Origin of the sequence: Cereibacter johrii (assembly GCF_001720585.1) — a bacterium.
GTDB lineage: Bacteria > Pseudomonadota > Alphaproteobacteria > Rhodobacterales > Rhodobacteraceae > Cereibacter_A > Cereibacter_A johrii.
On the sequence record NZ_MABH01000160.1, the window covers coordinates 1 to 12,857 of the forward strand.

The 12,857-nt window shown below is 70.3% G+C and carries 12 protein-coding genes; 3 read left to right on the forward strand and 9 right to left on the reverse strand.

Annotation, left to right across the window (positions count from 1 at the left end; all coding sequences use genetic code 11):
* The 3 genes from A9O63_RS14135 to A9O63_RS14145 form a co-directional block, all read right to left on the reverse strand.
* The coding region (locus A9O63_RS14135; RefSeq protein WP_069332519.1) for an FAD-dependent oxidoreductase at positions 1-1,242 on the reverse strand (1,242 nt) is incomplete at its 3' end.
* Positions 1,243-1,293: 51 nt separating this feature from the next.
* On the reverse strand, positions 1,294-2,502 hold the full coding sequence (locus A9O63_RS14140; RefSeq protein WP_069332520.1) for a 2-methylaconitate cis-trans isomerase PrpF family protein: 1,209 nt from the start codon (positions 2,500-2,502) through the stop codon (positions 1,294-1,296).
* Positions 2,503-2,509: 7 nt separating this feature from the next.
* Positions 2,510-3,916 (reverse strand): MmgE/PrpD family protein, encoded by a 1,407-nt coding sequence (locus A9O63_RS14145; RefSeq protein ID WP_015923171.1) that lies wholly within the window; start codon positions 3,914-3,916, stop codon positions 2,510-2,512.
* Between the two features lie 391 nt (positions 3,917-4,307).
* Here A9O63_RS14145 and A9O63_RS14150 point away from each other — a divergent pair, with 391 nt between their 5' ends.
* Both A9O63_RS14150 and A9O63_RS14155 read left to right on the forward strand, forming a co-directional pair.
* The gene (locus A9O63_RS14150) at positions 4,308-4,865 is read left to right on the forward strand and encodes a chromate transporter (RefSeq protein WP_069332521.1); all 558 of its coding nucleotides are present in this window, start codon (positions 4,308-4,310) and stop codon (positions 4,863-4,865) included.
* Between the two features lie 2 nt (positions 4,866-4,867).
* Positions 4,868-5,395 carry a chromate transporter gene (locus A9O63_RS14155; RefSeq protein ID WP_069332522.1) on the forward strand — a complete coding sequence of 176 codons (528 nt, stop codon included), beginning with the start codon at positions 4,868-4,870 and terminating at the stop codon, positions 5,393-5,395.
* A gap of 41 nt (positions 5,396-5,436) precedes the next feature.
* Here A9O63_RS14155 and A9O63_RS14160 read toward each other — a convergent pair whose 3' ends face one another.
* The 6 genes from A9O63_RS14160 to A9O63_RS14185 are packed head-to-tail and all read right to left on the reverse strand — an operon-like array spanning position 5,437 to position 11,275.
* The gene (locus A9O63_RS14160; protein WP_069332523.1) at positions 5,437-6,264 is read right to left on the reverse strand and encodes an ABC transporter ATP-binding protein; all 828 of its coding nucleotides are present in this window, start codon (positions 6,262-6,264) and stop codon (positions 5,437-5,439) included.
* Complete coding sequence (locus A9O63_RS14165; RefSeq protein ID WP_069332524.1) at positions 6,251-7,081, reverse strand: ABC transporter permease; 831 nt, start codon at positions 7,079-7,081, stop codon at positions 6,251-6,253. The genes A9O63_RS14160 and A9O63_RS14165 overlap by 14 nt, the downstream gene beginning before the upstream one ends.
* Positions 7,078-7,899 carry an ABC transporter permease gene (locus A9O63_RS14170; protein WP_069332525.1) on the reverse strand — a complete coding sequence of 274 codons (822 nt, stop codon included), beginning with the start codon at positions 7,897-7,899 and terminating at the stop codon, positions 7,078-7,080. Before A9O63_RS14170 ends, A9O63_RS14165 begins: the two co-directional genes overlap by 4 nt.
* A gap of 22 nt (positions 7,900-7,921) precedes the next feature.
* Positions 7,922-8,917: an ABC transporter substrate-binding protein gene (locus tag A9O63_RS14175; RefSeq protein ID WP_069332526.1), complete on the reverse strand. Its 996-nt coding sequence runs from the start codon at positions 8,915-8,917 to the stop codon at positions 7,922-7,924.
* A 40-nt stretch (positions 8,918-8,957) separates the two neighbouring features.
* A complete protein-coding gene (tcuA, locus tag A9O63_RS14180; protein ID WP_069332527.1) occupies positions 8,958-10,499 on the reverse strand; it encodes an FAD-dependent tricarballylate dehydrogenase TcuA in 1,542 nt (513 codons plus the stop codon).
* Complete coding sequence (locus tag A9O63_RS14185) at positions 10,496-11,275, reverse strand: phosphosulfolactate synthase (protein WP_069332528.1); 780 nt, start codon at positions 11,273-11,275, stop codon at positions 10,496-10,498. The genes tcuA and A9O63_RS14185 overlap by 4 nt, the downstream gene beginning before the upstream one ends.
* 664 nt (positions 11,276-11,939) lie before the next feature.
* On the opposite strand from A9O63_RS14185, the gene A9O63_RS14190 reads away from it, so the two are divergent.
* Positions 11,940-12,857, forward strand: a complete 918-nt coding sequence (locus tag A9O63_RS14190; protein WP_069332529.1) for a 2-dehydro-3-deoxygalactonokinase — start codon at positions 11,940-11,942, stop codon at positions 12,855-12,857.

Consider the following 12,857-nt stretch of genomic DNA (forward strand, 5'->3'; position numbering starts at 1 on the left):
AGGCCGGAGCCCGCTGCGGGCCGCGTGCCCGGCCGCGGCACGGCCCGCGCGGATGCCGAAGACCGCGGCCTCGGTCAGGCCATTGCTGTTCAGCCGTGTGGCGCCGTGCAGCCCCGCGGTGATCTCGCCCGCGGCAAAGAGGCCCGGCACCGCCGTCCGTCCGTCCACGTCGGCCGCCACCCCGCCCATGGCGAAGTGGACATCGGGCGCGACCTCGACCCGCTCGGTGAAGGGATCGATCCCCACCGCCGCGATGGCGCGCAGGAAGCGTCCCGAGACCTGCGCCACCGCCGCGCGGTCTGTCTCCGACATGTCCACCCAGACGGCATGATGCGGGGTGCCGCGGCCCTCGCTCACCTCGCGGAAGATCGCGCGCGAGAGCACGTCGCGGGTCGAGGCTTCCAGCCGCTCGGGGTCGTAGCGGTGCATGAAGCGCTCGCCCCGCGCGTTCAGGAGCTTCACGCCGGGCTGCGCCATCAGCCCGCCGCCGGTGCTGGTGCCGCGCACCTCGGGCGGCCAGGCGAGCGAGGTGGGGGTGAACTGCACGAACTCGAGATCCGTCAGCACCGCCCCCGCCTTCAGCGCGAGATAATAGCCGCTGCCATCGGCGAGCGCGTGGTTCGAGGTCACGGGGAAGATCCGCCCCATGCCGCCGCAGGCCAGAAGGACCGCGCCCGCCTCGATCTCGAGCCAGCCGTCCGGCCCGTGGCAGAGGAGGCCCGCCGCCGCGCCGCCCGCATCCTTCAGCACCTCGATCGCCGTGGTCTGGCCCAGAAGCGCAATGCCGGCCTCGCTTGCGCGGTCGAGGAGCGTGGTCATCAGCCCGACCGCGCCGCCGCCCTCGCAGCGGATCGAGCGGGCGCGGCTGTGGCCAGGGGCGGGAAAGAGCGCGAGATCCGCGTCCGTGCGGTGGAAGGCCACGCCGAGCGCCTCGAGCCGCCGGATGGCGGGGCCCGCCTCGGCGACGAAGGTCCGGGCGATGTCGTCGAAGACGAGACCGCGCGCCGTGCGGCGGATGTCGGCCAGATGCAGCTCGGGCGAATCCTCGGGATCGACCCCGGTGACGGCCGCGAGGCCACCGCTGGCAAGCCAGCTGTTGGCCGACTTGCCGATCTCGCCCTGTGCGACGAGGGTCACGGCAGCCCCGCTCTCGCGGGCGGTGAGGGCGGCGAGAAGGCCCGCGAGGCCCGAGCCCACGACGACGACATCGGCGCGCCTGCGCGCCGCTTCGGAAATCTCCACCTCTTCCTCCCTTCTTCGGCCGGCCTCCCCGCCAGCCCGGTTGCCGCGCGCCTAGCCCTCCAGCAGGGCGCGCAGCTCCTCGATCCTGCGCCGTGGCGCAAAAAGCTCGCCCGCCATCAGCAGCCGGGCCGTCCGCTCCACCGCCGCCCGCTCAATCCGCCAGCCGTCCGCGCCTTCCCGCACATGGGCCGAGACGGTCAGGACGCCCGCCGGATGGCCGAGCCGGGCCCGGTCGCCCTCGGCCCGCGACAGCTCCTGCACCACGCTGCCGGGCAGGCGCCCCGCCACCGCCGAACAGACGGCGCCGGTGACGGCCAGCGTATTGTGCGGCTTCTGCATGGCAAGCTGGCGCAGGCAGACATCCATCTCGTCGGCCGAAACCGGCCCGTCGGGAGCCTGATAGTCCTGCGGCGGGCCCACCATGATGACCCGCGGGATGTTGGGCGAGCGCCGCGCGGCCTCGTCGGCGCGGTCGACGAGGCCCAGCACTGTGGCGGCCCAGCCGCGGATCGCCTCGAGATCGGCCATGAGCGCCCCGTTGGCGAGGATCTCGGCGGGGCTCTCGGCCCCGGTCGCGCCGAGCGCCGCGGCCGGCACGAAGACGAAGGGCGTCGCCGCATCGACGAAGGAGACGGGCACCTCGCGGCCCCCGAGCCGCACCAAGTCGCGCACCGAGCCCGTGGGCAGGAGCTTCCCGCTCACCGCGCCCGCGCAATCGCCGAAGTCGAGCGCGATGGAGGAGCCGGTGCCGGGCACGCCCGGAACCCGCGCCTCGCCCTCGATGCAGGGAAAGCCGTCCGCCACGCGGAAGCGGGCGGTCACGATCTGGCACGTGTTGGTGGTATGGATGCGCACCGAGGTCTCGGGTTCCTGCGGTGCGATCAGGCCGCGGAGGATGGCGAAGGGGCCGACGCCCGCCAGCATGTTGCCGCAGTTGCCGCCCGAGCTGACCATGGGCCGGTCGATGCCTATCTGCAGGAACGTATAGTCGAGATCGGCCTCGGGATGGGTGGAGCGGCCGACGACGGCCGCCTTGCTGGTCAGGGGATCGGAGCCGCCGATCCCGTCGATCTGCCGGCGGTCCGGCGAGCCGTAGCAGGCGAGCAGGAGCGCGGCGCGCTCCTGCCGGTCCGCGGGCAGGTCCTCCTCGAGGAAGAAGGCCCCGCGGCTCGATCCGCCCCTCATGAAGAGGGCGCGGACCGACACCTGCTGCGGATCGCCCGCCTGCCGGGCCGTCCCGGTTGCGGGAACATGCAGCATGGCCGCCTCAGGCCGCCCGGAGGGCGGGCTTGCGGTCGGGCACCACCGTCAGCGCCGGGATCTCGCCCGCATCCGCCTCGGTGTCGAGCGCCATCAGCCGCCGGCTGATCTCGGCGATCCGCGCCTCGTCGAGCACGAGGCCCGCCGTGCTCATGAACTTCTTCTCGAGCTCCTCGGCCGAGAGCGGGTTCGTGGGCTCGCCGCGCGGCTCCTCGCTCCGGTGCGAGAGGCTGCGCCCGTCCTTCAGGCCGAGCGTCACCACCGCCTGCCGGCCGCCCACGCCGAACTCGGGCTCGGCCACCAGCTCGACCCTTGCGGCCAGCTCGTGGATCGCCTGATCGGCATAGCCGTCCCAGTAGTCGCGCAGGCCGTTGCCGCCGCAGGCCAGGGCCAGCGCCACGCCGAACTGCGTGCTGCCCATCGCCGCGTTCAGGCTGGGGCAGGGGAACTTCGAGGCCTGCCGGATGGCGAGGCCGCTCATCTTCACCGAGATCGTGTCGATCTCGGCGAGCGAGACGCCTTCCTCGTGGAAGAGCTGCGCGAGGTCGATGGGGCCGTGCGCATAGCGGCAGGCGGCGTGCGGCTTGAAGCCCACCTCCATGATGGCGAAGTCCGTGCCGAGGCCGTCGAGCAGGTCCGAGACGCGCACGCTGTCGGTGAAGGCGTTGAAGAAGCCCTCCTTCGACTCGAGCACCTTCTTCGGGCCGGTGAAGCCGCGATGGGCCATGACGCCCGCGAGCACGCCGTTGAAGGCGCCCTTGCCCGGGCCGAAGGGCTTGGCCATGCAGGGATCGTCGAGATAGGACTGGATGCCGCTCGACTGCATCGCCGCGAGCCCGATGGCGTTGGCGATCCCTTCCTCGTCGCAGCCGAGGAGCCGCGCCGTGATGACGGCGGCGCCCATCAGCGAGACGGTCGAGGTGGTGTGATAGCCGCGGTGACGGTGGCCGGGGTTGATGGCCTTGGCCACCCGGATCGCGATCTCGTAGCCGGCCACGACGGCCGCCACCACATCCTCGCCCCGGGCGTGGCTGATCTCGGCCGCGGCGAAGGCCGAGGGGATCAGCACCGAGCCCGCCTTGATGAGGCCCGAGCCATGGGCATCGTCGAGTTCGACCCCGTGGCCCATCGCGCCGTTGCAGAGCGCCGCGAGCGGCGCCGGCACCTTGTCGCCGTAGCCCACTATCGTGCTCTCGGGCTTGCCGCCCCATTCCTGCACCAGCTGGGTGATGGCGATGGCGGCCTCGCTGATGGCGGAGGCGGCGATCTGGTTGCCCACGCCGTCGCGGATGATGAGCTTGGCCTTCTCCTGCACCGGGGCGGGCAGATCCTCGTAGCGCAGGGTCGCGGCCAGCTTGGCAAAGCGGCGCGTCAGACCCTGAAGGTCGCTGGTGTCGCGGACATGTTCGTTCATCGGCTCTTCCTTGGATTCAGAGGCTGCGGGTGATGGTGAGGGGAACGGCGGGCAGGGGTTGCCGGCTTTTGATAGTATGTAAAGCTACTACCAAATAGCGAAGTCTGTCAACGACGCCGCCGGCGGCGGCTTCCGGCCTCATAACCGCTTGATTTAGAGGAACTTATCGCGGATCGACATGTCGCCGAGCCTCCGCCCCGGCTCCGTCTTGGCCGCGCCTTGCGCGCTTTGGTGGTTGCTGATACTACCACCGGAAAGAATCGGGCGGGGCCGAGACCGACCGGAGGCCCCCGCTCCGCGCCGACCCTCCGCCCGGCGGATCGGTCTGCCGCCTCCGGTCCGGGACGAAGGAGCCTCTCGGGATGAACACCGTTGCGCAGGGGGCTGGCTGATGGCGGACGATCCTCCGGTCCCCGCCTCGCCGGTCACGCCCCTCCAGCTCTTCGTCGGCTTCGCCACCATCAGCATCGTGGGCTTCGGCGGCGTGATGCCCTGGGTCCGCTGGCTCGTGGTGGACCGCCGGCGCTGGTGCAGCGCCGAGGAATTCGCCAGCCTCTTTGCGCTCGCGAACTTCCTGCCGGGCGGGAATGTGCTGGGGGTCTCGGTCATGGTCGGCGGGCGTCTCGCCGGGCGGCGGGGCTCGCTGGCCGCGGTGCTGGGCCTCGTGGCGCCCGCGGCCGTCCTCGTCTGCCTCCTGGCCGAGCTCTACCGGCGCAACGCCCATCTCGAGGCCGTGCAGGGCATGGTCGAGGGGATGGGTTCGGCCGCGGCAGGCCTCATCGCCGCCATGGGCCTGCGCATGGTCTGGCCGCTGCGGAAGAGCCCCCGCGCCCTGGTGATCGTGCTGCTCGTGGTGACGGCCGCGGCAGTCCTGCGGCTGCCGCTGGTCTGGATCCTCGCCACGATGCTGCCCGCCAGCCTGATCGCGGCGCGGCTGACGGAGCGGTAGCGATGGACAATCCGCTCGGCCTTCTCACGCTGAAGATCCTGTTCCTCTCCTGCATCGCGGTGGGCGGCTTCATCGCCACGGTGCCCGAGCTGAACCGCTTCGTCGTCCATGTGCAGGGCTGGATGACCGATGGCACCTTCGCCACGCTCTTCGCGCTGTCGCAGGCCTCGCCGGGGCCGAACCTCATCGTGGCGACGCTCGTGGGCTGGGAGGTGGCGGGCCTGCCGGGGGCGGCGCTGGCCACGCTCGCCACCTGCCTGCCGACGCTGTTCGTGGCCTACGCGGCCATGCGCTTCAGGACCCGGCATGGGCAGGCCGGCTGGTTCAGGATGGTGGAGCGGGCGATCCTGCCGATCGCGGTGGGGCTGATCCTTGCCACCGCGGGGCTCCTCGCGGCCACGACCTCCGGCGCCGAGCCGCGCAGGCTGGCCCTGACCGGCGCTGCCGCGCTCTTCCTCCTCGTGACGCGCCGCAGCCCGCTGATCCCGCTGGCCGTCGCCGCAGCGCTGGGCGCGGCCGGTCTGTTGTAGCAGGCAGGGCGGGCGGACATCCGTTCGGATGCCCGTCCCGATCAGCGGCTGCGTTCGATCTTCATCGACCGGTCCACTTCGGCCGAGAGGATGGCCGTCACCTCCTGCCGATACTGGCCGAGCCGGGGGTCGGCCGGATCGCGCGGGTGGGGCAGGTCGATCTTCACATCGGCCACGATGCGCGAGGGCCGCGCGCCGAGGATCAGCACCCGGTCGGCCATCAGCGTGGCCTCCTGTACCGAATGGGTCACCATCAGGATCGTCTTGCTGGCCGCGATCCACAGATCCTGCAGATCCTTCATGACATAGTTCTTCGTCTGCACGTCGAGCGCGCCGAAGGGCTCGTCGAGCAGGAGGATGTCGGGCTCGCAGGTCAGCGCGCGCGCGATGGCCACGCGCTGCTTCATGCCGCCCGAGAGGGTGGCGGGATAGGCATCCTCGAACCCGCCGAGCCCGGTGAGTCGGATCCATTTCCGCGCGCGCTCCTCGGCCTCGGCGCGGGGCAGGCCCGCGATCTCGGGGCCGAGCGTGATGTTGCGCAGGACCGTCCGCCAGGGAAAGAGGACGAACTCCTGAAACACGATCCCGCGGTTGGGGCCGGGCTTCACGATGGGCTCGCCGTCCACCTTCAGCACGCCCGATGTGGTCTTGAGGAAGCCCGCGATCGCATAGAGCATGGTCGACTTGCCGCAGCCCGAGGGGCCGATGATCGAGACGAACTCGCGCTCGCGGATGGTGGTGGTGAAATCCTCGACGGCGGTCACGCTGCCGAAGCGGACGCCCGCGCCCTCGGCGGTGATCTTGGGCCTCGGGGCCGGAACGACCGTCTCGCGTACCGGATGGGCCAGGATGTTCTCAACGTTCGACATTGACGCCCCACTTCTCGATGGTCCGTTTCTCGAGGGCGCCGACGACGCCCCGCTCGATCAAGAGCCCCAGGACGGAGATCGTGAGGATCCCGCCGTAGATGCTCTTCATGTCCATGTATTCCTGCGCGTCGTAGATCATGAAGCCGAGCCCGTGCGAGCTGGCCGCCAGCATCTCGGCCGCGATGAGCGCCCGCCAGGCGTAGCCCACGCCGAGCTTCAGCCCGGTGATGAGATAGGGCAGGATGCCGGGGACGATGACATAGCGCAGCGTCTGGATCCGCGAGGCGCCCATCGAGGCCGCGACCCAGTAGGTCTTGCGGGTCATCATCTCGATGCCGGTCACGACATTGTAGATGATCTCGAAGCTGGCCGCGATGAAGACGACCGTGATCGTGGTGCGGTTGTCGATGCCGAAGACCAGAAGCAGGATCGGCGTCCAGGCGAGCGTCGGGATCGGCATGATGGCGCTGATGATCGGCTTGAAGATCGCCCGTCCCCAGCGCGTGAGGCCGATGGCGAGCCCGATCAGCGAGCCGAGCACCAGCGCGAGCCCCACGCCCGCCAGAAGCCGGTAGAGGCTCAAGGCGATGTCGAGGAGCGTGCCGAAGGGCGGATCGCCGTTCGGCCCGGCCGAGACCCAGAGGGAGGCCAGGATCGCCGTGGGCGGCGGGAAGAGGAAGGCGCTGATCGTGCCGGTGCGGGCGGCGATCTCCCAGAGGCCGAAGAGGAGGCCCAGCGAGACGACCGGCCGGACGAGGGCCATGGGCAAAGCGAAGGGGCGGGCGCGGCGGGGCGCCGCGGCGGTCTCCATCGTCATTGGCGTCCTCCGGTGCCTGCATCGCGGACATACCAGCGGTGGATGGTGGCGCGCTCGAGCGTGCCGAAGAGCAGGTGTTCGATCGCCATGCCGATGGCTGCGAGGCAGACCACGCCCACGAACATCGTGCTCACATCCATGTAGGAGCGGGCCGAGAAGATCATGTAGCCGAGCCCGCTGCTGAGGGCGGCCAGCATCTCGGCCGCGACGAGCGTGCGCCAGGAATGGGCCATGCCGAGCTTGAAGCCGGTGATGAGCGCGGGCAGCGAGGCCGGGATCAGCACCCGGCGCAGCACGTCGAGCCGGCTGCCGCCCATCGAGCGGACGACCCAGACCGGCTGGGTCCCGCAGGCCCTGACCCCCTGCATCGTGCTGTAGAGGACGGGAAAGACCGCGCCGAGGAAGCAGACGATGACGATGGTCAGATCGCCCGGGCCGAAGACCACCAGAAGGATCGGCGTCCAAGCCACGGCGGGCAGGGGCAGCATGAGGCTGAGGATCGGGCTCACCCAGAGCTGCGCCTCGCGGCTCAGGCCGAGGAGGAAGCCCAGCGGCACCCCCACCGCCACCGCGAGGGCGAAGGCCAGAAGCGCGCGCTTGAGGCTCGCGCCGATATGGCCGAAGAGGACCGCCCGTTCCCCCGTGAGCCCGAGAAGCTCGACGGCGCGGGCGAGGATCGTGCTCGGCGCGGGCAGGATGCTCGCCTGGGCAAGCCCGGTGCGCACCGCCAGCTCCCAGAAGAGGAGAAGGCCGAGGATGGGCAGCAGGAATTGAACCACGACGATAACGCGGTCGAACAGGCGGAAGCCTGGGGGCATGACGGTCCTCTCCGGGATCGGGTCAGTTGGTGGTGGAACCGGCGAGGTCCAGCGCCTGCTCATAGAGGTCGCGGCGCACGAAGGAGCCGAAGTCGGGCACCTCGCCGATCTTGCCCGCGGCCTGCATCGCCTCGGCCACCGGCACGAGTTCGGACACCATGTCGTCCGTCACCTCGCGCTTCACGCTGATCCGGGTGAAGGCGGTCTCGAGCGCCTTGGCCGGAACCTCGACCCCGCCCTTGGCGATCTGGTCCGCCGCAAGCTGGCCGGCCTCGGCCGGATCGGCCTCGATGAAGTCGGCCGCATCGATGCTGGAGGCCAGGAACTTCACGATGGTCTCGGGATTTTCGTCGGTGAAGGCGCGGTTCGCGAGCAGGAAGTTCGGGCTCTCGTTCACCCCCTTCATCGAGACGAGCCGCTTCACGTTGCCCATCTCCTCGGCGATGGCCACGAAAGGCTCCCACATCACCGCCGCGTCGACGAGCTGCTGCTCGACCGCCGCGCGCAGATCGTCGATCTTCATGTTGACGATCTGGAAGTCGGCCTCGCTCAGCCCCTGCTCCTGAAGATAGACGAGGAAGGTGCCGTAGGTGCCCGTCCCCGTGACCACGCCCAGCTTCTTGCCCTTCAGGTCGGCGATCCCGCCCGCCTCCGAATCCTTGCGCACCACGAGGCTGTAGCGGTCGCCGCCCGATTGCTGGGTGCCGATGATGTAGAAGGTCTCGGGCTGCTGGGCGGCCAGCGTCACGAGCCGCCCCGAGCCGCCGTTGGCCACCATCACCCGGCCGGCGAGAAAGGCCTTGAGCATGTCGCCGCCCGAGGAGAATTGCGTGGCCTCGACCTCGAGCCCGTAGGGTTCGCCCCAGTCGCGGGCGATATAGACCTCGTCGGGCGGCACCTGCTGCACGCCCACGGCCAGCGTCTCGGCCGCCGCGGGGGCGGCTGCGGCGAGGCCCGCCAGCGCCAGCCCGCCCAGCACCCGCCGCGTCTGACGGAGCCCGTCTTTCACAAGTCGCATGTCTCTCCTCCCGGTTGTCTGGTGCGCCTTCCGCCCCTCCTCAGGCGGTTTGCAGGCTCAGCGCATGTCTCCCTGCATTCTTCCCCGCCAGCTTGCCGAAGACCGCCCCCGAGGTGAGGCCGGTGCCGCCGGGATAGTTGTGATAGAAGATGCCGCCGACCATCTCGCCCGCGGAATAGAGGCCGGGGATCGCCGCGCCGGCGCGGTCCATGACCTCGCCCCGGTCCGAGACCTTGACGCCCCCGAAGGTGAAGGTCACGCCGCAGGTGATGGCATAGGCCTCGAACGGGGCCTGATCGAGGGTGTTGGCCCAGTTGGATTTCGGCAGCGCAAGCCCTTCCGTCCCGCGCCCGTCCCGGATCGCCGGGTTGAAGGGCACCGAGGTCTGCACGGCGGCATTGTAGGCCCGCACCGTCTGAAGGAAGCGCGCGGGATCGACGCCCTCGAGCTTCCCGGCCAGCTCCTCGAGCGTGTTCGCCGTGACCTTCGTCACCTCGCGGATGCGGTACTCGTCGCGCAGCATCGGCAGGACCTTGGCGTCGAACACCTGCCAGGCGAACATACCCGGCTGGCGCAGCACCTCGCGGCCGTATTTGGCATAGGTGTAATTGCGGAAGTCGGCACCCTCGTCCACGAAGCGCTCGCCGTTCGCATTCACCATGATGCCGAACGGGTAGCTGTGCTTCTGGTAATTGTCGCCCACGGCAAGATCGCCATAGGCGGGGGCGTCGCGGTCCCAGCCCACCGCATGGGCGCCCGACCAGTGGCCATGGGGCATGGCGCCGGCCTCGAGCGCCATGCGGATGCCGTCGCCCATGTTGAAGCGGGTGCCGCGGACCTTGGCGAGGTCCCAGTCGGGCCCGAGATAGCGCGCCCGCATCTCGGCATTGCTCTCGAAGCCGCCGCAGGCCAGCACCACCGAGCCCGCGCGGATCGCCTTCCGGCCCTCGGGCGTCGCCACCATGACCCCGCACACGCCCGCATCGTCGCGCAGGAGATCTGTGGCAGGCGTGGCATAGCGGATCTCGATCCCGCGCCTGGCGCAGGCGGCATGCAGCATCTCGACGAGGCCGGGTCCGCCGCCCCAGACCTCGCAGGCAAGCCCGCCCCAGAAGCGGAAGCGCCCGTCAACCTTGTAGGCCTGCCGCCCGAACGAGAGCTGGAAGCGCACGCCCTGCTCGCGCATCCAGCGCAGCGTGGGCAGGCTCTGCCGGACGAGGATCTCGACCAGCTCGGGGTCCGTGCGGAACTGCGTCATGCGGAACATGTCGTCGAAGAAGGCGTCGGCGCCGTAGCTGCCGAAATCGGTGACGGCCACCAGATCGTCCGGCACGTCGGGCACGAGCTCGCGCAGGTCGTCGATCCCCTCGTAGGTCACGCGCATCGCGCCCGCCGTATAGGTGGAATTGCCGCCCGCCTCCGCCTCGGGCGCGGCCTCGAGCATCAGGACCTTGCCCGCGCCCGCCTCGCGCGCGGCCAGAGCCGCGCAGGCTGCGGCATTGCCTGCCCCCACCACGATCACGTCGACTTCGGGGCCGCCTTCCTCTTCGGGGGTCAGGCGGTGCGGGGAAGCATAGGTCATGCGGGAACGTCCTCTTCGGCAAACATCGCGTAATCGACGCCGCGGCCGATGCCGCGGCGCAGCCCCTCGAGCCTCAGCGCCTGCCCGGGGGCGATATTGGCGAGGCTCACATTCGCGCCGAACCGGCGGATCAGATCGGCATGCTGGGCGGGAAAGCACAGCGGATCGGCCTCGATCAGGATGTCGTCGAACCAGGGCGCGCGGGCGAGCCGGTCGAGGATGCCCGCGTCGCTGCGCGCCACGAGGTCGATTTCGGACTGTTCGACGATGACATGATGCGCGCCCGCGGCGCGCACGGCGCTGACGATGCCCCCCAGCCGGTCGAGATCGAGGGGTTCGTCCGGGGTCTTGCGGCCGAATTCGTAGATCACGTCGAAGTCCCGGTCGCGGAACCAGCCGATCCAGCGGTCGCGTTCGGCCGGATCGAGGCGGATGTAGTTCTCGGAGATCTCGAGCCCGCGGATGCCCAGACCCTTCAGGAGGGGGGCCAGCGCCTCGACCTCGCCCTGCCGGTGCGCCCATTCGAAGAGGATGCCGCCCGAGAAGGTGGCGACATTCGCCTCGGCATAGGCGGCCACGATGCGCGACAAGGGCTTGCCCGGCACGAGAAGCGCGTTCATCGCATAGATCTTGGCGAAGTCGATGTAGCCGCCCGCCACCGCGAGCAGGTCTTCGACCCCGCGGATGCCGGTCCAGCCGGCGCTGTCGGGGCCGAAGTCGATCACCGCCGTCAGGCCGCGCCCGCTGCCCGTGCGCCGGGGAAGGTCGAGTGTCATCGGGCGGCCCCGCCGCGGGCGAGAGGATTGTTTCGGAGGGGGTGATCGGCGCACCAGAGGACAGGCATGAGCTTCTCTCCAACATAGTAGCTTAAGCTAATACTACACGGCAGGCCGCTTCGGCCCAACAGAAAAGAATCTCAATCTGACAGCGGCTTCGAAGACGGCGGGCGGGAGGAACCCGCGGCACGAGGGCCGGATCTGCCGCGCCGGAACCCTCTCCTGCGCCTGACAGGCATGCTCCTGCGGGCGTCCGTTCTGCGCGGGTTCAGGTGCGAGGCGGAGGGCCATCGGCCGTCCGCACATGCGGGGCCCTGGTCTCTGGAGGAAGCGCAGGACCGGCATATCCGTAGCAAGGATGGCGAGGCTGCACCAAGGCAGGAGCAATCCGGACATCGGCTCGCTTCGCAAGCCGCTGACTCCGGACGGAGCAGCCAAAGACACTCAGACGCCGGACGGTGATCTCGGAGGCGGAGGCTCGCCTCGGCCGAGAGGGTTCGCCGAAGCGGCGGGCACAGGCTTGGAGGGCGCCCTTTGGAGAGGCCGCCGGCACGGCGGGTTGAGCCTTCGGCGGGGCGGGGCCGATGCGTGAGGCTTTAAATAGTATTGATGATGCTCAAAGATAGTATTAAAGCTGCAGGCTCAGCGGGGAGGCGGGCTGGTGATGCGGGCTGACGGCGAGCGAAGGGACGATCCGCCTCGGGCGATCCTTGTCGACTGGGGAACGAGCCGGATGCGGGCCTGGATCTGGCGGGGCGGCCACGATCTCTCGCCGATGCACAGCGACGACCGCGGCATGAAGGCGCTCGGGCAGGCAGACTATCCCGCCGTTCTGGCCCGGGCGACGGCGAGCCTCGGGGCGCCTGCGGGCACGCCGGCGCTGATCTGCGGCATGGCGGGCGCGCGCGGAGGATGGCTTGAAGCGGGCTATCTTGCGGCTCCGACCGACCTCGGAGACCTCCACCGGCACGCCCGGCGGGTCGAGCTTCCGGGCCGTGACGTGCGGATCCTCCCGGGGGTGTCCTGCGGCGGGACCGCGCCGGACGTGATGCGGGGCGAGGAGACGCAGCTCGCGGGGCTTCTGGACGATCCGGGGCCGGGCCTGACCTGCCTGCCCGGCACGCATTCCAAATGGGCGCTGCGCGACGGCTCGGTGCTGACCGGATTCACCACCTTCATGACGGGCGAGCTTTACGAGGTGATCGGCCGCCACAGCATCCTCGCGCGTACGCTGGGCGAGGACTGGGACGATGCGGCGTTCCTCGAGGCGGCCGAGGAGGCGCTCGAGGCCCCGGAACTGGTCTGGCGCGCCTTCTTCGGGCTGCGGGCCTCGGCCCTGCTGGAGGAAGGGCGCCCCACCTCGGCGCGGGCGCGGCTGTCGGGCCTGCTGATCGGCGCCGAATGCGCGGCGGCGCGCCGCCTCTACGGTGCCGGGCCTGTCACGCTGGTGGCCTCGGGCGCGATGGCCCAGGCCTACGGCCGGGCGCTGGCTGTGGCAGGCTTCGCCGTCACGCTGCGCGACGGCGAGGAAATCACCTGCCGCGGACTGATCCGCGCTGCCGAAAAGATCTGGAGGGACTGA